This window comes from Halobacterium sp. MBLA0001, assembly GCF_049705385.1.
GTDB lineage: Archaea > Halobacteriota > Halobacteria > Halobacteriales > Halobacteriaceae > Halobacterium > Halobacterium salinarum.
Genome location: NZ_JBNAMQ010000007.1, coordinates 767,085 through 793,853 on the forward strand (window position 1 = coordinate 767,085; position 26,769 = coordinate 793,853).

The window sequence follows — 26,769 nt, forward strand, 5'->3', positions numbered from 1 at the left end:
GCCCGAGCTGATTTCGCCACCATCTCATAGGAGGCGCACAAATCGGGCTGTATGAGCTGGCAGCGGAGGTTCGTGATGATCCACAGGGATGGGCTCCGTCGCGGAGCCCATCCCGTTGCCTCCGCTGTCTGTACTGGAAGGTGGGATCTGTGAACGGAGATGATCTCACCAAGGACGAGTTGCTCTCCCGGTTTTTGCAACTTGAACAACGAGTCGAAGAGCTTGAACAAGAGAACACACAGCTCCGAGAGAAGTTGCAAGAGAAAGACGAGCGGGTCGAAGAACTCGAAACACGTCTTCGCAAATACGAGAATCCGCACACTCCACCCAGCAAGCGACGGTCGGGGACCGATGAGTCCCCGACCTCGCAGGACGACGAAGACGACGATGTCCGAACTGATGGCGGTACTCCTGGTCGAAAGGACGGTCACGATCCGGAGTGGCGTTCTACAGCTGATCCCGACGAAGAAATCGAAGTCACCTGTGACTGTTGTCCTGAGTGTGGCGACCACTTCGACGAGTCGGTGGGCGTCAGCCCCCGACTCGTCGAGGAGATTCCTGATCCGCAGCCCCCAGAAATCACCCGGTACAACCGCCACTACTACCAGTGCGATTCCTGTGGAACAGAGACAGTTGCGGCTCACCCCGACTGCCCCGATGAGGGGCAGTTCGGGGTGAACGTCATCGCTCAATCAGCTCTGTCACGGTACGATCATCGCCTTCCCTACCGGAAGATCGCTGACCGCTTCGAGCAACTGCATGGACTCGAACTCTCGGGTGCATCCGCGTGGCACGCGACCGAGCGCGCTGCGCGCGCCGGTCGCTGTGAGTACGACCAGATCCGTCAAGAGATCCAAGATGCCGACGTGGTTCATATCGACGAAACAGGTATCAAACGTGAGGGTGAGCAGGCGTGGATCTGGACGTTCAAGACCGCTCAGCATACGTTATACGCGGTCAGAGAGAGTCGTGGAAGTGATGTTCCCGCGGAAGTCCTCGGTGAGGACTTCGCGGGAACGGTCATCTGTGACGGGTGGACGGCGTACCCAGCTTTCAGCAGCAACCTCCAGCGGTGTTGGGCGCACATTCTTCGAGAGGCTGAAGACGCCGCGGAAAAGCAGGCAGAAGGTGAACCGATCTACCACGCTCTCAGACAGGTGTACGTCGCTCTCCAGGCCCGGCTGGAGAGCGACTTGACAGTCCGTGAGCGAGCAGACCTCCAGCGTGTGGCGCGAAGAGAGCTTGAATCGCTGATTGAACGGTCAGTACCCGACGGACCAGTGGCAACACTGCTCGGGAAGATCGAAGGAGGTCTTGACCACTGGCTCACCTTCGTCGGTGAGCCAGCGGTCTCTCCGACGAACAATGCCGCAGAGAACGCGCTTCGTGAACCAGTGGTTCTCCGGAAAATCATCGGAACGCTCCGTAATGACCGAGGAATGTTCGTTCACGAGACGATCTTGTCCCTGCTGGCGACGTGGCGCCAGCAGGGACGCAATCCATACGAAGAGCTTCGTCGAGTCGTCAGCAGCAATGATATGATCTCACGGGCTCACGCTGTGCCGGCTGTCGAGACCTCGGGGTAAACACATACTGACTTCTCATAGGGCGAGTAATGACACGAACAGCCCAATCCGGGTGATTCCAGGTGATTTCATCAACTGCGACGTGATTCGGAACAGCGCCATTAAGCGGCTGTAAATCAGCCTTCTGCACCCAGTTATGAACGGTCGAACGACAGCGTACGACACCCAAAATATAGAGAATCGTTACAGTATTCGAGATTGATGTTTTAGCTAGATGAAGTTGGATACTGAGCTTTATCGCCGGCTCGGGTGTCGCCTCTCGCTCCAGAAACTCTAACTCGAAGCAGTCGCTACCTCCGTTGAGGCGGGCGATTTCGAGCATAGACCACTCAAAAATCGTTCCGCCTCACCCTTCATCCTTATCTGAACACTGCTAATGCCTCTATTCCAAATACTTTTGAAAAGGGGGGGGGGGATAAAGTTTCCTCGTATGGCTCAAAACCCGACAAGATCAGGGTTGGTATCCCGTGCCTTGTCGAGATTCCGTGATGGCGGAGTGTCTGGACTAATCAGAGGCGTGGTGAATTTTTTACCCACGTTATCACCAGTCCGATGGGGTGCAGTCAAGTGGGCTCAATACCGCAACCCAATCACAAGTTCCGGTGTTACAATCGACATCTCGGATCCTGTTGTCCATCATCAGATTCCGCGACTTGTATTCCGACAATATGAGCGGGAAATACACTCATTCATCAAAAATCACCTCGATCCTTCGGTCCCTGTCGTTGAGTTCGGTGGTGGGTTGGGATATATTTCGTCCGCCGTTAATCAGAAGCAAGACGATGGTGTCCAACAGATCGTCGTTGAACCAAACCCGGATATCCTCCCTGTTCTGGAACGCACTCGCGAACTTAATGAGGCTCAGTTTATAATTGAGAAAAAAGCGTACTCGACCACGGCAGATGCTGTTGAATTCAATACGTCCGGCGATTTCACCCGTTCGAGCGTTGGAGGGGACATGGAATCTATTGAGGTTGAGACGGTTGCTCTGGCGGATATCATCGACAAATATTGTCTGAACGAGTGTGGCCTAATCGTTGATATGGAGGGGGCAGAGATCGAGTTAATTGAAGAGGAACTGCAAACAGTTATTGACTATTGTCCCTTTGTCATTATCGAGTACCACACCTTCGAAGGGATGACCGCTAAAGTCCAAAAGGCCAGGCGGACTTTTGAGGATGCTGGCTACGATCTTGTGGACGAAAGAGGCGGAACGCTGAAAAAATGTGTTTACCGACGACAAGATAATTCATAGTGTCTGAAACTTTCTTCTGCGGTCAATATGCATCGCTACTGAGCGGCTTTTTGACCGTAGATAGTATTTGACGAATAGGATTCCTCCAGAAGCATATTCCGTAATTGGTGGTTTATAGAAATCCAACCGCCGAATATGTGATCCCCCTCTTCTCAAAGGTATTATTGTCTATTTAATATATTATTGCGGTGGATTTGCCACCTCTCAAAACAACTCATGGTAAAGTAGAACAGTATTTTTGGTATGACATTAATGGCTGCCCGTGGGTTTTTCAACATATCCCACCAATACTTTTTCAGCAACCTCATAGTCCCCTGATATTTCTTATCATAATCTTGACTTATTCTGTCATTATGGCCCCAAAAACTGATAGCTAAGACTTTCGGAACGCATGCGATCTCATACTGTTTGGCAATACGGATCCACATGTCGATGTCTTGTGAACTCTGGAACTTTGTGTCAAAATTCCCTACATTTTCGAAACACTCCTCACGAATAAGGGGGGATTCACTAGGTATTATATTCCCATTCAACAATATGTCATAAATATCACCCTCTTTGTCTGGTATATATTCTTCAATTACTTCTCCATCCTCAACGATTTTTCTACCAGAGTACACCAATCCGTATGATGATGGAAGCAATTTGAACCGCTCTAATTGCATTTCAATTTTCGGTTCAAGCCACTTGTCGTCATCATCTAAAAAAGCGATATAATCACCATTAGCAGCTTTAATGCCGGTATTTCGAGCTGCATTAGCTCCTTTATTTTCTTCGTGCCTGATGTATCTAGTCCTGGAATCCGCTAGATTTTGTACAACATTAGACGTATCATCGGATGAGCAATCGTCTACTACGATAATATCGAGGTTCTCATGGGACTGTTGTTGAACACTTCGTAAAGCCCGTGGGAGAATATCCGCACGGTTGTGGGTCGGTATTACGACACTCACTAACGGCATATTGTAGTAATATGTCGCAGGTATATCTTAATTCTGGATCTCACAGTCTGTTCACCCTTCTACGTATCCACAGGTCCTTTTTCCTAGTACTATCGCTGACTGATTCTGTTTCACTGCTATGTACTCCGCGGGCTATGGATATACTTTTAACCATATTACTCCATAGTCGCTGGAATTGAGTGTTATGATTTGAAGGATGACGTGGCAAATCCGATAGAGTGAGGTTTGTGGAGTTATGAGACCTATCTATGCCCGACGACGAATCCTTTAACTACTCTTCAGAGATGAGGAACCATTATAAATCAGACGAGGTTGCAAAGGAGTACCATAGTGCATTCGCTAATAAGGAAAACTGGCGTCATGCTTTAATTGCGAGACGCGAACGAAAGGCGATTGGTACGTTATTAGAAAAAATCCCAAATGGCACGATAATTGATATCCCTACTGGCTCTGGAAAACTTGCGCCTGTTTTCGCAGCACATGGTTCGGAGGTGGTTGCGTGCGATATATCTGAAAATATGCTGCAAATTGCCGAACAAGAATTTGAGCAGGCTGGGGTTAAACAGGCCCAATTTCAGGTCTCTGATGCAGAACACATTTCTGAAGAAATTAATGAAAATTTTGATGTGGCGGTCTGTTTGAGGTTACTTCATCGCGTTCCAGCAGAAACAAAGCAAAATATCCTCAAAGAACTGGGTTCAATTGCGGACTATATTATAGCTTCTACGGGCGTCGAAACCCGATTTCACCAGCTTCGGCGTGGTTTGCGGCAGCGAACAATCGGTGGCGATCTTGGAGATGGTGAGCGTGGCAATTGTTATGAATCCCCTCAACGAACTGAAGAAATCTTTTCTACTGGGTTTGAAATTATAGAATCTAAGAAGATCCTTCCAATCCTATCGCAAGAACATATATTCCTGTTAAAGAATAATGAATAATAATGACGAGTTAGTAGTAGACTTTTTTGGCCCGATGGGCGCCGGCAAATCCACTATTGCCAATAAAATAAACAATAAGCTATTGTCATGTGGGGTTGAAACCATAAACACTCCATATAACCTGGCCCATGATATGTCTCGATACATGTCTCACGCTTATAAACTTCCTCGAGTGCTACGTTCCATTTTTCGGCCAACAGCTGGCACTTTCCCATGGAGTAATGCGAATAACCTCTTTGGATACATTCGAGCAAATTACAATTGGCTCTACGTAATGGACGTCCTTCTGCAAGAGAGTTCTGGAAAAGTTACTATATTTGACCAGGGTATTATTCAGGGTGTTTGGTCATATGCTTACCTTACAAATAATGACAACTATACCCCTCTAATAAGTACCTCTTTCAATATCATCCCCTCATCCTATGATTATGTTGCAATCTACGTAACTGCACCGCCAGAAGAATTAAAAAACCGACTTAAATCCCGATCTGGCGGAGTTGAACCTGCTGAACTATCCCAGGATATTTCTAGTTTATATAATATTGGGAGGCAGTTTGATAACATTTATAGAATTTGTAAATCGGAAATACACCATTACCAAAATATAAATTTGATTAGGGTTGAGAACAGTGGTGGTATCACACCAGAGAAGTCTGCCGACGAGATCAAAACTTGGATTCTTAACAATGTTTTCTGAATTGGAGGGTCTAGCTGAGTTTGTTTGAGAACCGGGTGATCGTTGAGTGGTTGATGAGGGGCTTCTATACCTGTAATGGGATCAGATTACCATCATCTGGTATAAAGGCCTGATACTCGTCGAAAGCGTGACTGCATAGGTTCATTGGCACTGTCTAGTTCTGGACCCCCTCGATCGGCGTTTTTCCTTCGAAAGCTTGATGCGGTCTGTAGCGGTTATAGTAATGTATAAACTGTTCAAACACGACCTCGCTCATTCTCCCAAGATTCTTCTAAACCCGGTTTATAGCTCTCGCTGAGCAGATCTGCGAGCATCTAACCAATTCACTCAACGATCTGCTCATTCCCCAAACTAACTCAACTAGACAGTGCCACTCTACCTACATGATTATGGCCAACCAGAATACTAGATTGCACAGTTGCACGTTTGCATTACCTACTAAGATAACCAGTAGACACTTCGAACGGATTTACCGACCCAGAACTATAGTCCCCCGACTTGGAGAATGCACTCAACGAATTCAACACTTATATATGCGAATAAATGCAGAAACTATCTATGACTTATTTTTCTAAGCTTCGAAAAACACTGCAGCATCGGGGATTCGTCCCGACGCTTAGGCATTCTGCCCGTTTCGTACTCCAGAAGCCTGCCTATCCAATTCTATCGAAAATAATATCCCCAAAAAATCACGAAAAGCTCATGGCAGCACCTGTTTTGGGGTATTGGCCAAAACTTGACGAACCCCGTTCATTCAATGAAAAGATAATTTCACGGAAGCTCTCTGGCGAGAATTCTTCCGTATTCTCGAAGGTGTCCGATAAGTATGCAGTTCGTGAGTACGTTGAGGAAACGGTTAGTACGGATATATTGACTGAGCTTTATTTTGTGGGGGATGACCCGAATGAGATCCCATTTGATGATTTACCGAATAGATTTGTTGTCAAGGCCACACATGGGAGCGGGATGGCTATCGTGGTGAATGAAAAGCAAGAACAAGATTTCGATTCGATCAGAATGGAATGCGAATCTTGGCTTGAAACGTCATACGGCACGAAATCTAGGGAATATTGGTATGAATCTATTCCTCCCCAGATCGTCATCGAGGAATACATCCCTGATCCAAATAATTCTGTTCCACGGGATTTCAAGTTCTATGTCTTCAACGGTCGGGCCGAATTTGTACACGTAGATTTTAATCGGTTTTCCGGTAATCGGTCGCGTAGATTTTTTGATAGGGAATGGCGCCCTTACAATTTCAGATTAGATTACCCTCTAGGCCCAGTAATTGATGAGCCTGAGCGATTAAATGACATGATAGAAATCGCGGAAAAGTTGGGGGACGGATTTGAGTTTGTCCGCGTCGATCTCTATCATACCAGTGAGAATCGAATCTACTTCGGGGAGTTGACCTTGGCACCCGGTGCAGGCACAGAAACATTCTACCCGATTGATTGGGATTTCGAACTAGGCTCATACTGGTGAACCAGTATGGAAGTGTGTGTAATTATCTACTGACCACGGGTGTTATTACCCAATATCCGGTTCAGCGTGGACTAAGATGTTGACGATCAGTCTCTTCTACAATCTTCTGAGAGCCGAAGTTGTCTTCTCAACGGTCCTCTCCCAGTCGAACTGTCCTCCAATCTGTACCTGTGGATCAGAAATTCCACCGTCTAGGACCGTCTTCAATCCCTCACTAAATCCCTCGATATCCCCAACAGGTACGGCCACACCGCCATCACCAACCACGGGTGCAACCTGCTCTAGGTCGCTCACCACAACTGGAACACCGGAGGCCATTGCTTCAAGGACTACTCGGGGTAATCCCTCAGCACGGCTAGGCAATATCAGTACGTCCGCAGACCGGTATACGGAAGGCATCTCCTTATACGGTAGCTGTCCGAGAAATTCGACGTGTTCGTCTTCCAACTCCGATCGCAGTGCCCCTTCGCCAGCCACGAACAGCTTCACATCCCGGTTCCGAGCCAGTCGTGAGACCGCTGCGACTGCATCACCGGGAAGCTTCCCCTCCACGAGTCGTCCGACGAACAACACCACTTCTCCATCATGGTCGATCAAGTCGCTTGTCGGGCCATCGGGCGTGAATCGTTCGGTGTCGACGCCGTTCGGGACGACCTCGATGCGCGAGTCGACGCCGAATTCGCGGACGCGTTCGCGGTCCTCGTCGGTGTAGCAAAACACGACGTCGGCTTGGTTGAACGTCCACCGGCCGACAGTCTTCAGGTATGCGTCGAACAGCCACTCTGGCGCGTTCTGACTGTAGAGCCCATGATTCGTGATCGCTAACGGTGTCTCGCCCAACCGCCGTTTCAGCGCAGCAAGGTTCGTCGAAAAGTAGAGATGCGAGTGCGCGTGCACGACATCGAAATCGTCGGCGTTCCGGAGAAACTTCGCGACGCCAGCCGAGATTTCGTTCCCGAGCAACTCGACGGTCGGCTGCCGGCGAACAACCGTGTATCCGTCCCGTTGTTCGTGCCGTGGCAGGCTATCGTCGTCGGTTACCGTGAGCACAGTAACGTCGTGACCCATCGCCGCTTGGTCGCGGCTCATTGCGTGGACGTGGTACGTCCCCCCGCCCGGTACCTCCGGGTAGAGGTTCTGTGCAACGCGAAGAATCCGCATTATGAGCTCTCCAGCACTAGCGGCTCGTACCAGTCCCGGTTCGCGCGGTACCACTCGACGAACTCCTCGACGCCCCCCCGGATCGTCCGGCTGGGCTCGTAGCCGAGCAGTTCGTTAGCCTTCGAGATGTCCGCGTGCGTATGCTCGGCGTCTGCCTCGAATCGCTCAGCGAACTCAATATCCAGGTCCGGAGCGACCTGGTCCCGAATTTCCTCTGCGAGCGTCAGAATCTCGATGTTGTCCGTGCTCCCGATGTTCAATACTTCGCCGTCGGCTGCGTCGTCCGTGAGCAGTGCCTCGTTCGCGTCGACGATGTCCTCGATGTACGTGAAGTCACGCGTCTGCGTGCCGTCCCCGTACACAATCGGCGGCTCACCGTTCAGTCCTCGCGAAACGAAATTCGAGATTGCCATGTTCGGCCGCATTCGTGGGCCGTAGACGGTGAAGTAGCGGAGCGCGACGGTCGGCAGGTCGTAAACTTCGTTGTACGCGCAGACGTACCGTTCCGCAGCGAGCTTTGACGCGCCGTAGGGACTGACTGGCGTCGTTGGATGCACTTCGTCGTAGGGCAAATACTCGGGTTTCCCGTAGACTGACGACGAGGACGCGTACACGACGCGCTCGATGTCTGTCTCCCGCGCAGCGTCGAGGACGTTTAGCGTCCCGTCGACGTTGACCTCGTTGTATTTCCGTGGGTTCTCGACGCTCGGGCGGACGCCGGCCTGTCCGGCTTGATGATAGACGAACTCGGCGTCATCCACGAGTTCAGTGACGAGCTCCGCGTTCCGAACGTCACCCTCTACGAGTTCGTACGATCCGTCTCCGTCTGCCGCTCGCTCCCGACACGCTTCTACCGTGTGTTCCTTGATGCGCGTGTCGTAAAACGGATCGAAGTTGTCGAGGACGACGACGTCGTGCCCCCTGGAGACAAACCGCTCCGCGAGATGCCCGCCGATAAACCCGGCACCGCCCGTAACGAGAATTCGCATAGTAGAGATTCGCTCACTTGTCGGGTAAAAACGTCTCGCCTTCAATCCCATCTCGAACGTCGACCGGCTCGTCGACGAGTCGACGCTCCTGTTCGACGCGCGGAACGCGACCAGCCACCGGGACGACAACCACGTCGTCCGGCTGTAAAGCAGCTGTCCGAGCGATTAAGAACCGACAGCTAGCGGATTACTGACGCAGAAACCTACCGGACAGCAACAGGAGGCTCATACCCCTTCAGAGAGGGATCATCGTCTCCTGCGCCATCCGCTCACTTCGAGATACCTCTCGGAACCGCATAAATCTACTCACGCGACATGCGCACTCGCGACGGCCGGTGTTTACTCGGCGAGCTCGTCGGCGGTCGCGTCGACGAACCCCTCGTCGAGTTGTTCCTTGAGCACGCGGAAGTTAGCTGCTTCCTCGTGGCCGACGACGGCTTTGAGCTCGTCGAAGGTGATGTCGTCGTCGTAGTACGCGTCTGCGAGCTCCTGTTTGAGGTCGTCGTCGTGGCTAGCGTCTCGTACGTACTCTTGGAGCGCCGACAGAATAACCGACGTGCGGTCCGTTTCGAGTACTGTCGCCAGCGTATCCGCCTGTTGGACGACGCTCTCAGGCGCCCGGAACTGGACGCGCTGTTTCTCTCCCCTCTCCGAACCCATATGTGTACGATGTGAGTCCCACAGGCAAAACCTATTCCCTGACCAGGAATGCTCCAGTGCGTGACCCAGCAGTCACCTGTTCGAAGTCGACAGACCCATCCCCACTCGTGGAAATTCTGACGTATGCCGACTGCACTCGTCACTGGCGTCGCGGGGTTCATCGGGTCGAATCTCGCTGACGCACTGCTCGACCGCAGCTACGACGTTCGCGGCGTCGACAACTTCGCGACCGGCCGCGAACAGAATCTCGAATCCCTACATGCAGACGACGACTTCACCTTCCACGAGGCAGACATTCGAGACGCCGACACTATCGCCGACATCACTGAGGGCGTCGACTATGTCTTCCATCAGGCGGCCGTCCCCTCGGTCCCGCGGAGTGTCGAGGACCCTGTCACCAGTACGGACGCTAACTGTACGGGAACGGCCACCGTCATCGACGCCGCGCGGAAGGCGGACGTGGACACCGTCGTCGTCGCGTCCTCCTCCTCGGTGTACGGCTCCACGGACCAGCTCCCGAAGGTCGAGTCGATGACCGAACAGCCCGAATCGCCGTACGCCCTCTCGAAGCACTACACGGAGAAGCTCGCGCTCCAGGCAAGCGAGCTCTACGACATCGATACGGCGGCACTCCGCTACTTCAACATTTTCGGCCCGCGGCAGGACCCCAACGGCGACTACGCCGCGGTTATCCCGAAATTCATCTCCCTAATGCTCGACGGTGAACGCCCCGTCATCTACGGGGACGGCGAGCAATCCCGTGATTTCACGTTCATCGAGAACGCCGTTCAGGCGAACATCCGTGCCGCCGAGGGCGACGCCACCGGTGAGGCGTTCAACGTTGGGACGGGCGGCCGCGTCACCGTCAACGAGCTCGTGGACGCGCTCAACGACCACCTCGGCACGGATCTCGATCCGATCTACGACGACCCCCGGCCGGGTGACGTGCGCCACTCGCATGCGGACATCTCGAAGGCGCGTGAGCACCTCGACTACGAGCCGACTGTCGACTTCGCGGCGGGACTCGGTCGGACGATCCCGTACTACAGCTAACGGCCGCTACACTGACGGTTGCTTCCGGAACCGTTTTCTCACTCCCCTAACTACCCCGAACCAACATGATCGGTGATTTCTATGGAACTCCTTGACGACGACGGCAACCTCTTCGGCGTCGTCAACGTCGTCGACGCGCTCGTCGTGCTCTTCGTGCTCGCGGTCGTGGCTGCCGGCGCGGCCTTCGCGCTCCAGCCGACGCCGGCGCCCGAACAGTCCTCGACGCACGTGACCCTGGATCTCGGCTCGCACCCGACCCACATTGCCACGGAGATCACCGTCGGTGACACCACGGACGCGAGCGGGGACAGCGAGCTGACGATCACCGACGTCTATCGGGCACCGGACGACGGTCAGACACGCGTCATCGCCCGCGCAGAACTGCAGGGGACGCCCGGCGACGACAACAGCACGATGTACGCGGGCGCGCCGCTTCGCCTCGGCAGAACCCTCGACATCGCCACCAGCCGGTACAAGGTCAGTGGCGCGATCCAGTCCGTCGGTGCGAGCGAGACGCTCCAAACCGACACGACCGACGTGGTACTGGAGACGACGCTCCCGGCAGTCGACGCCAGTGAGGTGACCACCGGCGACCAGCTTCGCCTGGGTGGGCAGGCCGTCGCCACCGTCGAGACGGTCACCACGCACGCCACCAGAGACCCCAGCCGGCAGCGCGTGGTGGTCGGGCTCACCCTCGACACGATCACCGAGGGTGACACCACGCGGTTCGGCGTGACGCCGGTGCGACGCGGGAACAGCCTCTCGCTTGCACCCGACGCGTACGATCTCGACGGCCGGATTCAGCGCGTCGGCACCCTCGAGCAGCCGGGGACAGCCACAACGCGAACGGTCACGCTTGAGGTCAGCGGGATCCGGGAGCAGTTCGCCCGGACGTTCCACGCGGGCATGACCGAGCGCACCAACGGCACCCCCATTGCCACTGTCACCGACGTGGCTGTCGAGCCGTCGACGCTCGTCACGACGGGCGACGACGGCAGCGTCAACGTCGTTGATCACCCGATCAACCGCGACGTGACGCTCACCACCGAGCTTCGGGTGCGGGAGACGACGACCGGGACAACGTTCAACGGTCGCCCGCTCCAGCAGCGGTCGACGGTCGTCCTCAACTTCGACACGACCACCGTCGAAGCGACCGTCGTGAACGTCAATTCATAACACCATGCTACACGAACCGGCACAGCCACCCACTTGGAGCGGGCCGAGCGTGCGACCAGCATGACATCGATAACGACGCTCCGGGAGCGAGCGACGGCCGCAATGGGTGGGTCGCGGATCGCCCGCACAGCCCGCACGGTCGCCTCGACGGCCGCCGCATTCGTCACGGGGTCGTTTCTCTACGGCTGGCTGACCGCCGAACCGGACCCCGACGTGGTCGTCATCGACCTGCGAGACACACGCACCGTCGGCCCGTTCATCACCGTCCTCACACGCGTCGTCGGGTGGCTGGCGCCGATCTACCGGGAGTCCGTCCTCGCGGACGGTGTCACCGCCCTCGGCGCGTTGCTGGCGTGGGTCGCCGACACTCAGGCGGGGGGCGCGCTGGCCGCGCTCTTTGAACCCCCAGCCACACCGGCCGATGACGCCGCCGCTCAGACCGAGGGGGAGCCGCCGGATCGCGACGCCGAGTGAGGACCACTACGGATTTAGGCACCCGGTCTGATCTTTGGCTCGTGCGCCGATTCCCGTTCCCCCTCGTCCCCAAGTGGCTGCGCTATCTCGGTGCTGCCACCGTTGCCGGGGTTCTGCTGTACTATTCGGTGCTGTCACCGCCGCCAGTCGCGCCCCCGCGCCCGGACCCACTCTGGGACAAGAAACTCCACTTGCTTGGCTATCTCTGCCTCGGCCTCGCGCTCGCGTACGCCACCGCTCACCGCCGCGACACGATCCTGACGCGCATCGCCGTCGTGCTCGTGCTCGCGGTCGGCTACGGCCTCCTCATCGAAGGCCTCCAGGCCACCCAGCCAGGCCGCCATCCCTCCCTCAACGACGCACTCGCCAACACCATCGGGGCGCTCCTCGCGAGCGCCTGGTTCGTCGTCGAACGGGGGGTGCGCTACGTGCGCCCGCTCGAGTCGACGGATCCAGTCGATACCGGCCAGTAGGGCCAGGCAGTCGCCCGCCCCGCGTCCGGGGCCGCGAGTGACGACTGTGTTCCGCTGTCCCGATGCTCCCGGTCGTGGCGCGTTGCTGGTCCCGTGCCGGCGGCCCCGTGGTCCCTACGGCCCAACGGGCGACCCTTATCACCCCCGCCCGCCAACGCACGCGCATGAAGGCTCTCTCGGTCGTCGGCCCCGCTGCCGACACGGACGCGGCCGCCGCCGCAGTCGCCGCTGCACTCCGGCCACGCGGGCGAGTCGCGACGGTCCGACGGGACGACACAGTCACCACGCCCGCGTCGACCGCGCGCTCGGTTTCGCTCAGCGACCACGGCGCGTGGGCGGCCAGCGGCGCGGATCGCACGCTCGACGACGTGCTTGCGGACCTCGCGCCCGCGTTCGACTACGTCATCGTTGAGGGGTTCCCGGACGCCGCCCTCCCGACGGTTGCGCTCGGCGACCACGACGTCCCCGACCCCGACGTGACCGCCCCCAACGCCGACGCCCTCGACACCGAAGCGGTCCTCGCGGCCGTCGAGGACGCCCCCGTGCGGGAGACGCTCGACTCGTTGGTTGCGAGCCTCAAATCCCACGAGGACAGCGAGTTCGCCGGCGCGATCGCGACGTTCACGGGGCGCGTGCGCGAACGCGACGACCCCGACGACACGCCGACACAACACCTGGAGTTCGAGCGCTACGACACCGTCGCCGAGCAGCGCATGGCCACTATCCGCGAGCAGCTCTGCGAGCGCGACGGCGTCTACGACGTTCGCATGCACCACCGCACGGGCGTCGTGCCCGCGGGCGACGACGTGGTCCACGTGGTGGTGCTTGCCGGGCATCGTGGCGACGCGTTCCGAGCGGTCTCGGACGGGATCGACCGCCTCAAAGACGAGGTCCCGCTGTTCAAAAAAGAGGTCACCGTCGATGACGCCTTTTGGCGCCACGACATCCCCGAGTAGCCGTCACTCCGTGGTGGCGTCGCCGGTGACCGCACACGACTCCGTGTACGCGACCTCCTGGACGGAGTCAACCACGGGACTGTCCCCACAGATCGGGCACTCCGGGCGCTGTGCGAGCGCCACCGTCTCGAAGGACATGTCAGCGGCGTCGTAGAACAGCAGCCGACCGTCCAAGGAGTCGCCCACGCCCAGGATGTGTTTCACCGTCTCGGTGGCTTGGATCGACCCGATCGTTCCCGGGAGCACGCCGAGGACGCCCGCGGTCGCGCAGTCGGGGACCGTCCCGGCGGGCGGGGCTTCCGGGAACAGGCACCGATAACACGGCCCGTCGTCGCCGCCGGTGAACGTCGTGACCTGGCCCTCGAACTGGAAGATCGCGCCATGCGAGAACGGCACGCCAGCCAGCGTGCAGGCGTCGTTGATGAGGTACCGCGTCCGGAAGTTGTCCGAGGCGTCCACGACGACGTCGTAGGCCGCGATCAGGTCGGTGACGGTGTCGGCGGTGACGCGCTGGTCGTGGCGCTGCACGTCGACATCGGGGTTCAGCGTGTCGACGAACGCCGCGGCGCTGTCGACTTTCTGCTCGCCCACGTCGTCGGTGCCGTGGATGGTCTGGCGCTGCAGGTTCGACAGCTCCACGGCGTCGTCGTCGGCGATGCCGATGGTGCCGACGCCGGCGGCCGCGAGGTACTGGATGACCGGTGATCCGAGGCCGCCAGCGCCGACCACGAGCACGGCCGCCTCGCGGAGCGCCGCCTGTCCGGTCGCCCCCACGTCGTCCATGATGATGTGTCGGGAGTACCGGTCCAGCTGTGTCGCGTCCAACTCCAGCCCGCTCATGTGGCGGCTTGGGTGGACCGCGGCAAAAGCCCACCGGGCGGGCTGTCGTGCGGGCAGCCGGACCCGCCGGGGCCACCGCGTGGCCACTGCTTAAATGCGTCCGGTGCCAGGCACTAGCGAGACGATGCTTGAGGACGACTTCGGGCGGGACGTGTCCGGCGTCCGCGTCTCGCTGACAGACCGCTGCAATTTCGACTGCGTATACTGCCACAACGAGGGGCTCGGCGACACCCGCGGCCCGATTGACCCCCGGGAGAACGAGCTGTCCACGGACCGCGTCGTGCGGTTCCTCTCCGTCGCCCACGAGTTCGGCGTCGACGCCGTGAAGCTCACCGGCGGCGAGCCGATGCTGCGCTCCGACCTCGAAGCCATCATTCGGCGCACCCCCGACGACATGGCGGTGTCGATGACGACCAACGGCACCTTCCTGCCGGGCCGGGCCGCCGACCTCGTCGACGCCGGCCTCGAACGCGTCAACATCTCCCAGGACGCCATGGACAACGACGCCTTCGCGGAGCTCACCCAGAGCGGCGCCTACGACGCCGTCCTGGAGGGCGTCGAGGCGGCGCTCGACGCCGGACTGGCACCCGTGAAACTGAACATGGTCGTGTTCGAGCCGACCGCGGGCTACGTCCCCGAGATGGTCGATCACGTCGCCGCCCGGGACGGCCTCCGGCTGCAGCTCATCGAGTACATGCCCGAGCTCGCCGGCCACCCCGAGTGGGCCATCGACATCGACCGCGTCCACGACTGGCTGGCCGACCGCGCCGACCGCATCGAAACCCGCGAGATGCACGACCGCCGCCGCTACTGGGTGTCCAGCCGGGACGCCGGCTCCACGGCCGACGACGCCGCCCAGTCCGTCACGCCGGACGGCGGCGCCCACCCCGACCAGGGCATGGTCGAAATCGTCGACCCCGTCGAGAACCCGCAGTTCTGCGCGAACTGCCACCGCGTTCGGCTCACGCACGACGGCTACCTCAAGGGCTGTCTGAACCGCAACGACGACCTCCGCGGGATCGGCGAAACCACCCAGTCGATGCGCGCGGCGTTCCGGGAGACCGTCGCCAACCGGGTTCCGTACTACGGCGAGTACATGACCCGGACCGACGACGGCGGCTGGGAGATCAACGACGACTACCTCGACGTCGAGGGCGACCGCGACCCCTACGAGTACGCCGCCGACGACTCCGCGTAGCGCCCGCGCTCACTGTGGGTCGATGCCCTCCAGCGGTGCCGCCAGCCCGCCGCAGTCATCGAGGGCGGCCGCGAGATCACGAACCCCCGGCTTGTCAACGCGGTCGGGGGCGGCCACGACGGTCACGGACTGCGTGCCCAGCGGGACGAACCCGAGATCGAGGCTGGCCGCCGTCGCAGCCAGTCCGAGCCCCGCGTCGGCGTCGCCCGCCGCGACCTTCCGCGCCGGGCTCTCGTGGGCGGTCGTGGTCAGCTCGTAGCCGTCGATGGCGTCGGTAAGCGCCCCGCGGCTCGCGGGACGCTCGGCTGCCAGCGCCGCGATGGCGTCGTCGAAGCACCGCCGCAGCCCCGACCCACGAGCGCGGTTCACCAGCCCCAGGTTCCGGTCGACGAGATCCGCAACCGAGTCGACGCCCGCGGGGTTCCCGGCGGGCACGACTATCCCCCACTCGCGGGTCCAGCCGCCGAGGGAAACCGCGTCGCCGTCGGGCGTCGCCGGGCCGGCAACCACGACCACGTCCGGGACGCCCTCTCGGAGCCGCCGCAGCCCCTCACGGGTGCCCACGGGCAGGAACCGCGGCCGGGCAACGTCGTCCAGCACGCGCGAGAACAGCGGGTCGTCCTCGCCGACGGCCAACACTCGCGGGGCCCGCGCGTCCGGCGCGAACAGCGCCACGTCAACGGAGTCGCCGGCGGCCACGTACGCGGTGTCGGCGGGCACCGTCACGGTGCCGTCGGCGTCCACCAGGCTCGTGGTCGCGCCGCTGCCCTTGTCCACGGGGTACACCAGGCGGTCGCCGGTGCCGTCCTCGACCAGCCCCACCGGGAGCAGCCGCCGCCGCCCCTCCGCGGAGCGCTCCTGGCGCGCCATCTCCCCGGTCACCACCGTCGGCTCGGGCTGGCCCCGGCCGGCGGCTTCGCGGACGACCGGCGCAACGAACACCCGGAAGATGGTCAGCGCCGACACCGGATAGCCCGGCAGTCCGACGTACGCCGTCCCCTCGATCTCCCCGACGAGCATGGGCTTGCCGGGTTTCACCGCGACCCCATGCAACAGCAGGTCGCCGCGCTCCTCGGCCACCCGGTAGATGACGTCCACCGCGCTCGCGGACGTCGACCCCGAGGACAACACGAGATCGCAGTCGGCGGCGCTCTCCACGAGCAGCCGCTCCATCTCCGCGTAGTCGTCGCCCGCGTGGGGGTACACCACCGGCTCGCCGCCCGCCGCCTCCACGGCGGCCGCGATCGTGTGGCTGTTCACGTCGTGGATCTGGCCGGCCGCGCTGTCCAGGGGGTCGCCGGGCCGCACCAGCTCGTCGCCGGTCGAGATGATGCCCACGGTGGGCGCGCCCCGAACGCGCACCGACCCGACGCCCAGCGCCGACAGCACGCCGATCTCCCGGGCGGTCAGCTTCGTCCCCGGGCCGATTGCCCGCGACCCCGCAGCGATGTCCGCGCCCGCCAACATCACCGCGGTCCCGGGCGCGACGCTCGTCCGCACGTCGACCGCGTCGCCGCCGTCGGCCTCCGTCGTCGCCTCCACTTTCACCACCGCGTCAGCCCCCGGCGGCATGACCGCGCCCGTCGACACCACCACGGCGCGTCCGGCTGTCACCTCGACCGCGGGCTCCTCGCCGGCGTGCACCGTGCCCGCGACCGACAGCCGCGCCGGATCGGCTTCGCTCGCGCCGAACGTGTCCGCGGCCCGCACCGCGTACCCGTCCATGCTCGCGCGGTCGAACCCCGGCACGTCGATGGTGGCGTCCACGCGCTCCGCGAGCACGCGCCCCCGGGCCTCCGCCAGCGGCACCGTCTCGGGCGCCGGCGTCACGTCCAGGGCGGCCAGCACCTCCCGAGCGCGCGCCGGCGACGCGAGATCCCGGAACTCCCGGCGGTCGTCGCTCACGCCGACCACTCCCAGTGTTCGACCGCCACGGTCGTTCCCGCGTCGTACCCCTCGCAGTCCTCGGGCACCACCACCCAGCCGTCCGCCAGCGCGACACTCGACAACACGCCCGACCCGCCCGCGCGCGTCGGCGTCACGGTCGGCCGCCCGTCCTCGTCGCCGTGTCGGGTCACGCGCACGAACGACCGCGTCCCCGGCTCGCTCGCGATCTTCCGCGCGAGCACGGCGTCAGTCGTCGGGTGAGCGGTCGCGGGAGCGTGGCCCACCGCCTTGAGAAGCGGGCGGAGGAACTGCACGGCGTTCACGATGGCCGCCACCGGATACCCCGGCAGCGCCACCACCGGCGTGTCGTCGACGACGCACAACGCCACCGGGTGCCCGGGCTGCAACGCCACCCCGTGCACGAGCACCGTCCCGAGGTCCGCGATCACCTCGGGTACGTGATCGCGCGCACCCACCGAGGAGCCGCCGGTGGTCACCACGATGTCGTGGCTGTCGACGGCCTCGCGGATCGCCGTCCGGAGGGCGGCCTCGTCGTCCGTGACGACACCGCGACGGGTCGGCACGCCGCCCCACCGCGAGACGTACTGGGCGACGGTCCCGCCGTTCGTTTCGACCACCTCCCCCGGTCCCGGGTCGGCGGCCACCAGCTCCTCGCCGGTCGGGAGCACGCCCACCGTCGGGCGCTCGTACACCGCAACGGCGTCCACGCCCGCGGATTTCAGCAGCCCGAGGTCCGACGGCCGCAGCCGGTGGCCGGCGTCGTAGAGGTGTTGGCCGTCGCTCACGTCCTCCCCGACCGGCGCGACGTTCGCGCCGCCGGCCGCCGCCGCGAACACGTCGACCCGGTCGCCGCGGCGCTCGGCGTCCTCGATCATCACCACGGCGTCGGCACCCGCCGGCAGCTCGCTGCCCGTGTGCACGCGCACCGCCTCCCCCGGTCCCACGTCGCCGCCGGTGCCCACGTCCAGGACGACCGGCGACCGATCACTCGCCCCGAACGTGTCCGCGGCGCGCACCGCGAACCCGTCCATGGCCGCCCGCTCGTAGTGGGGCACCGCGCGCGGTGCCTCGACGTCCGCTGCGAGCACGCGCCCGTCGGCGTCACCGAGCGCCACCCGCGCCGTGCGCGCCAGCGGGTCGACAGCCGCCAGGAGGCGCTCGCGCGCCTCAGCCACCCGAGTCCGCTCCTTGAACCCGGCCGTCCTGCGGTCATCAGTCATACGCCACGCATGGCAACGAGCACGCAAAAACCCACGCGACGCCGGCCGCCCCCGGCTACGCGTCCTCCCAGTCGATCCACTCGCGCTCCCAGCCCGGGCGGGACTGCGCCGCCTCGCGCACGCGCTCGCGGTCCTCGCGCACGGTGCGGTTGCGTTCGACGGCGCTGGCCTGCTCGCCGGCCACCAGCAGCGGCGCGAACGACACCGGCCCGTGCACGCCGACCGTCTCGCCGTCCCGAACGGACACCAGGCGCTGATCGCCGACGCCCTCCGGGAACACCAGCCGCCCGTCGGCCGCGAGCTGGCGGGCGAGCGCGTCCGGCACGCTGGCCGCCCCGGCCTCCACGAGCACGCGGTCGAACGGCGCGTACTCCGCCAGCCCCTCAGCGCCGTCCCGGCAGTCCACGAGCACGTCCTCGTACCCGGCGTCGGCGAGGTTCCCGCGCGCGTCGTACACGACCTGCCGGTCGATGTCCACAGCGTGTACGTGTGTCGGGCCGGCGATCTCCGCCAACACCGCCACCGTATACCCGACGCCGGCCCCGACCACGAGCACGTCGTCGCCAGCCCGTGGCTCCAGCGCTCCCATCAGCCGCGCGACCGTCGACGGCGCGAGCACGCGCGTCCCGCGGTGTTCGAACGCCTGATCGGTGTACGCCCGATGCCCCGCGTCGACGAACTCGTGGCGGGGAACCGCACGCATCGCCGCGTCCGCCGGCCGCGCGTCCGCGAGCGCCGTCCCCGCGTCGAGGAGGCTGTCGACCATCTCCTCGCGCAACGCCCCAAACTCCATGTACGGGTATCCGCAGCCCAGCCTATTGAACTGCGCGCCTGCGGCCGGCCACCACGCGGTGCTCGGTACCCGGCACGTCGCTCGTGCGCACGTCGGTGAGCCCGGCGTCCGCCAGCCACGACGCGACCCGGTCGGCGTCCCGGACCGCACCCCCCGGCGTCGTCGCCAGCAGCGCCGCCGACAGCCCGGGCGCGCTGCCGAACGTGTCGACGACCGCGACGGTCCCGCCGGCCGCGCTGACCGACTCGCTTGCGGCCCTCACTACGTCCTGGGCCGCCGTCGGGGACCGCCGCGAGAGCGTGTGTGGGATCACCGCGAGGTCGGCGGCCGCGTCCACCGGCTCCGCCACGCCACCCCCAACGAGCTCCACGGGTTCGGCCGCGAGCACTGGCCGGATCGCGTCCACCACCCGGTCGTCGTGGTGTGCCGCCACGTCGAACCCTCGCCGCGCGCACTCCACGGCGTGGTGCCCCGCGTCGTCGCCCACGACAACCACTGACTCCGCGCCCGGCCGCTCGTGGACCGCCGCGGTCACCGCCGCCCGCACGGCCGCGTCGTCGCGGGCTGCCGCTGCCCCCAGGCGGTTGCGGAACGCGCGGTCGGTGTCGCTGCCGGCCGGTACGTCGTCGCCTTCCATCGCTGCCGGCAGCGCGACGAGCGCGTCCGCAACGTCGAGCGCGTGCGGCAGCGATCCGATCGACCGCACGTCGGTCTTCGTGATGAACCCCAGCATGCGGTTGGTCGGCTCCACGGCCCCCGACACCCACGTCAGGAACCCACGGTCCACGAGCACGGCCACGACGACCTCGGCGGCGCGCTCGGTCACGCCCGCCTGCTCGGCGACCGCCGCCGGCGTGTCAGCGCTGGCGACGAGCGCATCCAGTACGCCGGTCTCGCGGGCCGCTCGCAACACCAGCAGCGTCCGGAAGTCCTCCATACACGCCCGTGGGTGGCCGGGCCAAAAAACAGGACGGCTCCGGCAGCCCAGCGCGCTGGCCCGCCTACCAGGCCGACCAGGCGGCGCTCGACTCGTCGGCACCGTAGACGCGTTTCACGTCCTTCGCGAACACCGTGTCGCCGGCGTTCCCGAGCTTCGGGAACTTGTACTCGCCGGTGGCGGACTCCCGAACGTGGATGCCCTCCACTGTGAACTCCTCGTCGCCGAACGTCGCGGTCTCCCCCACGACGAACTCGAAGTCACCGGGCACGTGGAGCTCCAGACTCCGGCTGCCCTCGTCGCTGCCCTCCTTGGGGTGGACGGTCACGTCCACCGAGACGTTGTCGACGGCGCGCGTCCAGACGGTCTCGATGTCCTCGACGTCGGCCCGGGTCGTCCGGTCCTCGGGACCGACCTCGATGCTCGTCACGCGCACCTGCGCGATGGTCTCGGCGGTCTCCACGATGAACTCGTCGCCCTCGTAGACCGTCTCCTCGGGGTCGAACGACGTCTGTCCGGTGAACGACTCCCCGTCCTGGGACACCACCACGTCGACCGCTTCGGTGTCCTCTGTCTTGATCGGGTCCTTGTGCACGTGCCCGCACGCCCCGCACTCGACTGTCGCGTGGCCCCCGCCGGTCGTCACGACCTCGTGGACCGTCTCCAAATCCGGGGAACAGGACGGACACGACAGCCCAACCTGCTCGCCAGCCTCAACTCCGTGGTTCATACAGCCGCGTTGTCCGCGCGGACGTAAAAACACGCGGAGTCACGCCCCACCGGGCTCGGCTACGGCTGGGGCAACTCGACTTCCTCGCCGTCCGCGTAGACGGTGGGCTCCCGAATGATGCCGTCGAGGTGCAGCGGCGCGTCGGTGTCGCCGCCGATCCCGGCGTCGTCGCCGATGGCGATGTGGACGGTGCCGGCGGCCTTCTCGTCCAGCAGGACGCTGCCCACGAGCTCGGTGACCGCGACGTTCGTCCCGATGCCCAGCTCCGCCAGGTTGTACGCGTCCTCGCCGACCTCCTCGCTGCCCGCCTCGACTTGCTCGCGCACCTGGTCGTCGGAGATCTCGGTCACGACGCCGTCCGCGACCTCGAAGCGCAGCTCCTCGTCGTCGAGTTTCCCGTGGGGCATCATCGTGCCGTCAACGACGTACGTGCCGTTGGCGTCCGTCGGCGACACGAACACCTCGCCCGCGGGCAGATTCGAGAACTCGCCGCCCTCACGAACGATGCCGGTGTCGTCGCGCCACGCGCGGTCGCCCGCCTCGAACGTGATGTCGGTCCCCAGCGGCGTGGTCACGCGGACCTCCGTGGCGTCCGCGACCTGCGCGAGCACGTCCTCGCAGTGGGCTTCGATGGTCTCGTAGTCGGCGTCCAACCCCGTGGTGAACACGTCCGCGGTGATCCCCGGCAGGGTCGCGCCCCGCGCCCCGGCGTCGTTGGCCGCGCCACGAGCGCGCGTGTGGCTCAGGCTCTTGGTCGTCGGTGCCACGAACACGTCGGCGTCGGCCATCGCCGCCGCAACCGGTGCGGGTGGCTCCTCGCCGTGCTGGTCGCCGGGCGGATACTGGAGCATCGTGGTGGCGTCGCTCACGTCGCGAGCGGCCTCGTAGATGGCGCGCCCGATCTCCTCGCGCTTGTCGTCCGTGACGACGACACACGACTCCTCGGGTTGCAGGCCAAGGCACTGTTCGACAGCGGTCTCCGCGGCGTCGCGCAGACTCATACTCGTAGGATCGACCGGCCGGTGGTTAGCGCTTTCGCTGCCCGCCCCCGCGCACAGTTCACTCCGGTTCTCGTAAATCCCTGCCTCGAAACGGTTATCCGGTGGCCCGTGGGACACCCTCGTATGATCCGCGTTGGCATCAACGGCTACGGCACCATCGGGAAGCGCGTCGCGGACGCCGTCGCCGCCCAACCCGACATGACCGTCGCCGGCGTCGCGAAAACCAGCCCCAACTTCGAGGCCACACAGGCCCGCAAACGCGGCTTCGACCTCTACACCGCCGTCGAAGACCGCGCCGACCAGTTCCCCGCAGCCGGCATCGAGACCGCCGGCCCCGTCGACGACCTCATCGCCGACAGCGATGTCGTCGTCGACGCCACACCCTCCGGCGTCGGCGCGGAAAACCGCAGCCGCTACGCGGCCCACGACACCCCCGCCATCTACCAGGGCGGCGAGGACGCCAGCGTCGCCGACGTCTCGTTCAACGCCCGCGCAAACTTCGAGGCGGCCGCCGACGCCGACCACGTGCGCGTCGTCTCCTGTAACACCACGGGCCTCTCCCGCCTGCTCGCGCCGCTGCGCGAACAGTACGGCATCGAGAAGGTGCGCGCCACGCTCGTGCGCCGCGGCGGCGACCCCGGCCAGACCGACCGCGGCCCCATCAACGACATCCTCCCCGACCCCATCACCATCCCCAGCCACCACGGCCCGGACGTCAACACGATCTTCCCGGATCTCGACATCGACACCCTCGGCATGAAAGTGCCGGCGACGCTGATGCATATGCACAGCATCAACGTCACCCTGGAACGCGACCCCGACGCCGCCGACGTCCGGGACGTGCTCGCCGGCCAATCCCGCATCATGCTGCTCGATGACGACCTCGGCATCGACGGTACCGGCCCGCTCAAGGAGTACGCCCAGGACATGGGCCGCCCCCGGGGTGACCTCTGGGAGAACTGCCTGTGGGGGGAGTCGGTCACCATGGACGGCCGGGACTTCTACTGCTTCCAAGCCATCCACCAGGAATCCGACGTCGTTCCCGAGAACGTCGACGCCGTCCGCGCCATCGCCGGCGACGCCGACGCCGCCGAATCCATCGCCACCACCAACGACGCCCTCGGCATCTGAGGCGCTCCCACGGCGGCGCTGGCTGTGCACACAGTGACACAGCCCGAACCCTTTTCCACAGTCCACACTTACCTCGGGCCATGAGACGCGACGACCGGGATGACCCGTTTGATGACATTTTCCGGGAGATTGAACGCATGATGGAGGACATGATGGCTGACGGCCAGCGCCTCGACCGCGGCGACCAGTCCGGGTTCGCCTCCAGCACCCACGTCGACGTTCACGAAACCGAGGACGCGATCCGCGTCATCGCCGACCTCCCGGGGGTCGAGAAAGACGACATCTCCATCCAATGCGACGGCACGTCGGTCACCGTCAGCGCCCAATCCGGCCACCGCGAATACGACGAACGCGTTGACCTCCCGGGGCGCGTCGACGCCCACTCCGGGGCCGCCACGTACAACAACGGCATCCTCGAAGTCGCGTTCGACCGCACGGAGTCCTCCACGAACATCGACGTCCAGTAACGCCGTCACGCCCGCCCGTCCCCGGCGGTCCGCCGAACCAACGCCGCCAGCCGATCGTAGAACTCAGCCTCGTACTTCGCGGTGTCGTCGATCGTCGGCCGCGCGTTCGTCTCCACGACCACCGCGCGCTCGTCGGTCGCCAGCACGTCCACGCCGAGCAACGACACGTCGAGCGCGGCGGCCGCGTCGACCGCCAGCGCGCGCAGCCGATCCGGCAGTGACACGCCCGCCGCGGTCGCGCCCTGGTGGACGTTGTGCTTCCAGCCCGCGCTGTCCCGCCGCACCGCGCCGACCACCTGGCCGTCGAGCACCATCACGCGGTAATCGGTGGCGTCGGGAACGAACGCCTGGATCAGATAGGACTTGTCGCCGGTCGCCCGGTAGTCGTGGACCAACTCCAGGTAGTCAGTCACGCCATCGAGGGAATCCGGGTCCGAGACCTTCGTCACCCCGACGCCCCGCGTGGCCGAGTTCGGCTTCACCACCACCGGCGGCTCCAACGCCTCGAACACGCCTCTGACCGCGTCCTCGTCGGCCGGGTTCGACACGTAGACTGTTTCAGGCACCGGCACGCCGGCGTCCGACAGCAGCGCCAGCGCCCCCGCCTTGTTCCGCGACCGCAACACGGCCTCGCGGCCGTTCACCCACGGCACGTCGATGAACGCGTCCACGACACCGCCCTCCATCAGCCGGCCCGGATAGACGAACCCCGCGTCGAAGCGATCCGCGTCAACCGGCGGCGCGTCGAGACGCGTCACCGAACCGGTGACCGTGACGTGTTCGGCGCGAACCCCGCGCTCGGCAAGTGGCTCCTGCATCCGCGCGAACGTCTCGGCGTCGTTGGCGACCGCCAGCCCCAGCATACGCCAGGCAGTCGGCGGTCCACGGGAAAAAAGGCGTGGCTCCACGGGTGACAGCAAGCCGGACCGAGAACCCGGCGTCTCGGGGTCGCGCTTCGCTACCGGACGAGCAGCGTCTCGCCGCGCTCGACGTTGATCTTGCACGGCGGCGTGATCTTGTTGTACGCGCGCCGGAACGCCTCCTTGACGGCGGCAGCCTGTTCGACCTCGCAGTAGGCCGTGAACAGCTGATCGCCGGGCTGGATGCGGGCCGCAGTGCCCACCGGGACGCCGAACGCCTGGCGCATCCCGTCGGAGACACGGTCGGCACCCGCGCCGGTCGCCTGCTTGTTCTCCCGAATGATCTGGTGGGGGAACTTGCGCAGCTGCATCTTGTAGTTGCCCTCACCGAGCTCCTTGATGAGGTGGCGGTTCGCTGACAGCCGCGCGGCCTCCAGGGAGCCATGACGGAGCTGGCACTCTTCCTGGGGAACAAGGCTGATCTGTACGGGATAGTCGTCGGCGTCGGCCTGCAGGTCGCCCATCTTGTGCTGGGCGATCTTCGAACCGGGGATGCCGGTGACGTAGTCCCGCCGCGTGTACGACGGCTTGTCGATCTTCCGGTACATGGAAGCCGGCTTCTCGGACATAGGTACTACCCGTGGCTCAGGGTCAGCGCGCGAATAAAGGCTTCGAAGCGTCGCCGAGCACGCCCGCTGCAGGCACCCGGCGCTCTCCGACGTGCCATCGCGCAGAAAACCGGCGCGTGGGCCGTGAGGCCACACCCGTCCGTTGTACTCCGTCGGTGGAGTACGCCACTCTGGAAACGATTCGTCTATACGGAATCCCGATTACAGACGGGTGAGGTTCGTTGCGCGCGGGCCTTTGTCGGCCTGCTCGATGTCGAACTCGACTTCCTGACCTTCCTCCAGGTCAGGACCGCCGACGTCCTCCATGTGGAAGAAAACGTCCTCGTCCGCGTCCTCAGTCTCGATGAAACCGTAGCCGCCAGTGTCGTTGAAGAAGTCAACTTCGCCTGTCGCCATTGCAACTGTACTGTGACGCCTCGCACTCATAACGCTTGTGGCCTGGCGGGACGCCCTCTCGCACCGCGTCCCGCGGCTGTTGGGCCCGCATCCGCCGCGATTCCGGGTGCACGCGCTACTCGCAGATGTCGTGCAGATCGCTGAGGCAGTCGATGTCCCAGGTCGGCCACGCGTTCAACTCCCAGCTCTCCCGGTGGGGGCGTCGAATGAACGCCGAGTCGATGCCCGCGTTCTCCGCGGCCCGGATGTCGCTTTCGTTGTCCCCGACGAACAACGCGGTGTCGGCGTCCAGGTCCGCGAGCGCGCGGTCGATGTAATGGCTGTTGGGCTTCCGGCGCTCCAGGCTCTGAATCGTCGGTTCGCGCCCGTACGCAGCGCCAAAGAGGTCCCGAACGCCGAAATGATCGAGCACGAAATCCACCGTTGCCTGCTGGTTCGACGACACGATCCCCATGTTCACGTTGAGGTCATGGAGGGTGTCGAGGTCGTCGTACAGCGTTTTCCGGCCCTCCCGGACTTCGTCGCGCTGGGCCTCCGTGAGCGCCCGGTCGCGCTCCGGCCAGAAGTCCTTCGGGGAGATCCCGTACCGGCTGCAGACGTCGCCGACTGTCTTCGGGGTCGCGCCGATCGTCATCGCTTCGACATCCTCGGGGTCTGGGTCGTCCACGTTGAACCGCCTGAACGTCTCCTCGGTGGCCCGCTCCAGCACGTCGTACCGGGTGCGGCCAACGAGAACCCCGTCGTTGTCGAACACGACGGTGTCGTAGGTCATGGTGGCAGTTGCGGCGTCAGAC

The 26,769-nt window shown here is 63.1% G+C and carries 28 protein-coding genes and 1 pseudogene; 13 read left to right on the forward strand and 16 right to left on the reverse strand.

Features of this window, described 5'->3' with window-relative positions:
- The first annotated feature begins 149 nt into the window (after positions 1–149).
- Positions 150–1,586 carry an IS66-like element ISNpe24 family transposase gene (locus ACOZ32_RS05165; protein ID WP_015298959.1) on the forward strand — a complete coding sequence of 479 codons (1,437 nt, stop codon included), beginning with the start codon at positions 150–152 and terminating at the stop codon, positions 1,584–1,586.
- A 67-nt stretch (positions 1,587–1,653) separates the two neighbouring features.
- On the opposite strand, the pseudogene ACOZ32_RS05170 reads toward ACOZ32_RS05165, so the two are convergent.
- Positions 1,654–1,908: pseudogene (locus ACOZ32_RS05170) on the reverse strand (IS6 family transposase); the annotation flags it as partial.
- A gap of 174 nt (positions 1,909–2,082) precedes the next feature.
- On the opposite strand from ACOZ32_RS05170, the gene ACOZ32_RS05175 reads away from it, so the two are divergent.
- Entirely contained in the window at positions 2,083–2,841 is a 759-nt protein-coding gene (locus ACOZ32_RS05175) for an FkbM family methyltransferase (protein WP_424335024.1), read from the forward strand.
- 161 nt (positions 2,842–3,002) lie between these two features.
- On the opposite strand, the gene ACOZ32_RS05180 is transcribed toward ACOZ32_RS05175, so the two are convergent.
- Positions 3,003–3,803 carry a glycosyltransferase family 2 protein gene (locus ACOZ32_RS05180; RefSeq protein ID WP_424335025.1) on the reverse strand — a complete coding sequence of 267 codons (801 nt, stop codon included), beginning with the start codon at positions 3,801–3,803 and terminating at the stop codon, positions 3,003–3,005.
- A 248-nt stretch (positions 3,804–4,051) separates the two neighbouring features.
- Between ACOZ32_RS05180 and ACOZ32_RS05185 the strand changes: the two genes are divergently transcribed.
- The 3 genes from ACOZ32_RS05185 to ACOZ32_RS05195 all read left to right on the forward strand — a co-directional run bounded on the left by ACOZ32_RS05185 (position 4,052) and on the right by ACOZ32_RS05195 (position 6,923).
- Entirely contained in the window at positions 4,052–4,741 is a 690-nt protein-coding gene (locus tag ACOZ32_RS05185; protein ID WP_424335026.1) for a class I SAM-dependent methyltransferase, read from the forward strand.
- Positions 4,742–5,015: 274 nt separating this feature from the next.
- Positions 5,016–5,438 carry a hypothetical protein gene (locus tag ACOZ32_RS05190; RefSeq protein ID WP_424335027.1) on the forward strand — a complete coding sequence of 141 codons (423 nt, stop codon included), beginning with the start codon at positions 5,016–5,018 and terminating at the stop codon, positions 5,436–5,438.
- A 558-nt stretch (positions 5,439–5,996) separates the two neighbouring features.
- Positions 5,997–6,923: an ATP-grasp fold amidoligase family protein gene (locus ACOZ32_RS05195; RefSeq protein WP_424335028.1), complete on the forward strand. Its 927-nt coding sequence runs from the start codon at positions 5,997–5,999 to the stop codon at positions 6,921–6,923.
- A 96-nt stretch (positions 6,924–7,019) separates the two neighbouring features.
- Here the strand turns inward: ACOZ32_RS05195 and ACOZ32_RS05200 are convergent, their stop codons facing one another.
- The 3 genes from ACOZ32_RS05200 to ACOZ32_RS05210 all read right to left on the reverse strand — a co-directional run bounded on the left by ACOZ32_RS05200 (position 7,020) and on the right by ACOZ32_RS05210 (position 9,733).
- Positions 7,020–8,084, reverse strand: a complete 1,065-nt coding sequence (locus tag ACOZ32_RS05200; RefSeq protein WP_424335029.1) for a glycosyltransferase family 4 protein — start codon at positions 8,082–8,084, stop codon at positions 7,020–7,022.
- Entirely contained in the window at positions 8,084–9,073 is a 990-nt protein-coding gene (locus tag ACOZ32_RS05205) for an SDR family oxidoreductase (RefSeq protein ID WP_424335030.1), read from the reverse strand. The genes ACOZ32_RS05200 and ACOZ32_RS05205 overlap by 1 nt, the downstream gene beginning before the upstream one ends.
- A gap of 339 nt (positions 9,074–9,412) precedes the next feature.
- On the reverse strand, positions 9,413–9,733 hold the full coding sequence (locus tag ACOZ32_RS05210; RefSeq protein ID WP_424335031.1) for a hypothetical protein: 321 nt from the start codon (positions 9,731–9,733) through the stop codon (positions 9,413–9,415).
- 123 nt (positions 9,734–9,856) lie between these two features.
- Here ACOZ32_RS05210 and ACOZ32_RS05215 point away from each other — a divergent pair, with 123 nt between their 5' ends.
- The 5 genes from ACOZ32_RS05215 to ACOZ32_RS05235 all read left to right on the forward strand — a co-directional run bounded on the left by ACOZ32_RS05215 (position 9,857) and on the right by ACOZ32_RS05235 (position 13,865).
- A complete protein-coding gene (locus ACOZ32_RS05215) occupies positions 9,857–10,786 on the forward strand; it encodes an NAD-dependent epimerase/dehydratase family protein (protein WP_424335032.1) in 930 nt (309 codons plus the stop codon).
- 81 nt (positions 10,787–10,867) lie between these two features.
- Positions 10,868–11,962 (forward strand): DUF4330 family protein, encoded by a 1,095-nt coding sequence (locus tag ACOZ32_RS05220; protein WP_285253524.1) that lies wholly within the window; start codon positions 10,868–10,870, stop codon positions 11,960–11,962.
- Positions 11,963–12,022: 60 nt separating this feature from the next.
- Complete coding sequence (locus tag ACOZ32_RS05225; RefSeq protein ID WP_205252356.1) at positions 12,023–12,436, forward strand: hypothetical protein; 414 nt, start codon at positions 12,023–12,025, stop codon at positions 12,434–12,436.
- 41 nt (positions 12,437–12,477) lie between these two features.
- Complete coding sequence (locus tag ACOZ32_RS05230) at positions 12,478–12,909, forward strand: VanZ family protein (RefSeq protein ID WP_205252357.1); 432 nt, start codon at positions 12,478–12,480, stop codon at positions 12,907–12,909.
- A 164-nt stretch (positions 12,910–13,073) separates the two neighbouring features.
- A complete protein-coding gene (locus tag ACOZ32_RS05235) occupies positions 13,074–13,865 on the forward strand; it encodes a molybdopterin synthase (RefSeq protein ID WP_012289090.1) in 792 nt (263 codons plus the stop codon).
- A gap of 3 nt (positions 13,866–13,868) precedes the next feature.
- Here ACOZ32_RS05235 and ubaA read toward each other — a convergent pair whose 3' ends face one another.
- Positions 13,869–14,705: an SAMP-activating enzyme E1 gene (gene ubaA / locus ACOZ32_RS05240; RefSeq protein ID WP_010902012.1), complete on the reverse strand. Its 837-nt coding sequence runs from the start codon at positions 14,703–14,705 to the stop codon at positions 13,869–13,871.
- 124 nt (positions 14,706–14,829) lie between these two features.
- Between ubaA and moaA the strand changes: the two genes are divergently transcribed.
- On the forward strand, positions 14,830–15,903 hold the full coding sequence (gene moaA / locus ACOZ32_RS05245) for a GTP 3',8-cyclase MoaA (RefSeq protein ID WP_205252359.1): 1,074 nt from the start codon (positions 14,830–14,832) through the stop codon (positions 15,901–15,903).
- Between the two features lie 9 nt (positions 15,904–15,912).
- Here the strand turns inward: moaA and ACOZ32_RS05250 are convergent, their stop codons facing one another.
- The 6 genes from ACOZ32_RS05250 to ACOZ32_RS05275 all read right to left on the reverse strand — a co-directional run bounded on the left by ACOZ32_RS05250 (position 15,913) and on the right by ACOZ32_RS05275 (position 22,492).
- Positions 15,913–17,808, reverse strand: coding sequence for a molybdopterin biosynthesis protein (locus ACOZ32_RS05250; protein ID WP_285265730.1), 1,896 nt, complete (start codon positions 17,806–17,808; stop codon positions 15,913–15,915).
- Positions 17,805–19,031 (reverse strand): gephyrin-like molybdotransferase Glp, encoded by a 1,227-nt coding sequence (gene glp, locus ACOZ32_RS05255; RefSeq protein ID WP_285255498.1) that lies wholly within the window; start codon positions 19,029–19,031, stop codon positions 17,805–17,807. The genes ACOZ32_RS05250 and glp overlap by 4 nt, the downstream gene beginning before the upstream one ends.
- Positions 19,032–19,086: 55 nt before the next feature.
- A complete protein-coding gene (locus tag ACOZ32_RS05260; RefSeq protein WP_136361062.1) occupies positions 19,087–19,824 on the reverse strand; it encodes a protein-L-isoaspartate O-methyltransferase family protein in 738 nt (245 codons plus the stop codon).
- A 22-nt stretch (positions 19,825–19,846) separates the two neighbouring features.
- The gene (locus ACOZ32_RS05265; protein ID WP_285255657.1) at positions 19,847–20,761 is read right to left on the reverse strand and encodes a hypothetical protein; all 915 of its coding nucleotides are present in this window, start codon (positions 20,759–20,761) and stop codon (positions 19,847–19,849) included.
- 64 nt (positions 20,762–20,825) lie between these two features.
- A complete protein-coding gene (locus ACOZ32_RS05270; protein ID WP_010902018.1) occupies positions 20,826–21,491 on the reverse strand; it encodes an HVO_0476 family zinc finger protein in 666 nt (221 codons plus the stop codon).
- 59 nt (positions 21,492–21,550) lie between these two features.
- On the reverse strand, positions 21,551–22,492 hold the full coding sequence (locus ACOZ32_RS05275; protein ID WP_136361064.1) for an aminopeptidase: 942 nt from the start codon (positions 22,490–22,492) through the stop codon (positions 21,551–21,553).
- Between the two features lie 123 nt (positions 22,493–22,615).
- On the opposite strand from ACOZ32_RS05275, the gene ACOZ32_RS05280 reads away from it, so the two are divergent.
- Both ACOZ32_RS05280 and ACOZ32_RS05285 read left to right on the forward strand, forming a co-directional pair.
- The gene (locus tag ACOZ32_RS05280; RefSeq protein WP_010902020.1) at positions 22,616–23,623 is read left to right on the forward strand and encodes a type II glyceraldehyde-3-phosphate dehydrogenase; all 1,008 of its coding nucleotides are present in this window, start codon (positions 22,616–22,618) and stop codon (positions 23,621–23,623) included.
- Positions 23,624–23,703: 80 nt separating this feature from the next.
- Positions 23,704–24,090 (forward strand): Hsp20/alpha crystallin family protein, encoded by a 387-nt coding sequence (locus tag ACOZ32_RS05285; RefSeq protein ID WP_010902021.1) that lies wholly within the window; start codon positions 23,704–23,706, stop codon positions 24,088–24,090.
- Between the two features lie 5 nt (positions 24,091–24,095).
- Here ACOZ32_RS05285 and ACOZ32_RS05290 read toward each other — a convergent pair whose 3' ends face one another.
- The 4 genes from ACOZ32_RS05290 to ACOZ32_RS05305 all read right to left on the reverse strand — a co-directional run bounded on the left by ACOZ32_RS05290 (position 24,096) and on the right by ACOZ32_RS05305 (position 26,747).
- Positions 24,096–24,953: an ATP-grasp domain-containing protein gene (locus ACOZ32_RS05290; RefSeq protein ID WP_285253489.1), complete on the reverse strand. Its 858-nt coding sequence runs from the start codon at positions 24,951–24,953 to the stop codon at positions 24,096–24,098.
- Between the two features lie 95 nt (positions 24,954–25,048).
- Complete coding sequence (locus ACOZ32_RS05295) at positions 25,049–25,579, reverse strand: 50S ribosomal protein L16 (protein ID WP_010902023.1); 531 nt, start codon at positions 25,577–25,579, stop codon at positions 25,049–25,051.
- Between the two features lie 201 nt (positions 25,580–25,780).
- Positions 25,781–25,975, reverse strand: coding sequence for a cold-shock protein (locus ACOZ32_RS05300; protein WP_012289092.1), 195 nt, complete (start codon positions 25,973–25,975; stop codon positions 25,781–25,783).
- 115 nt (positions 25,976–26,090) lie between these two features.
- Positions 26,091–26,747, reverse strand: coding sequence for an HAD family hydrolase (locus tag ACOZ32_RS05305; RefSeq protein ID WP_010902025.1), 657 nt, complete (start codon positions 26,745–26,747; stop codon positions 26,091–26,093).
- Positions 26,748–26,769 lie beyond the last annotated feature (22 nt).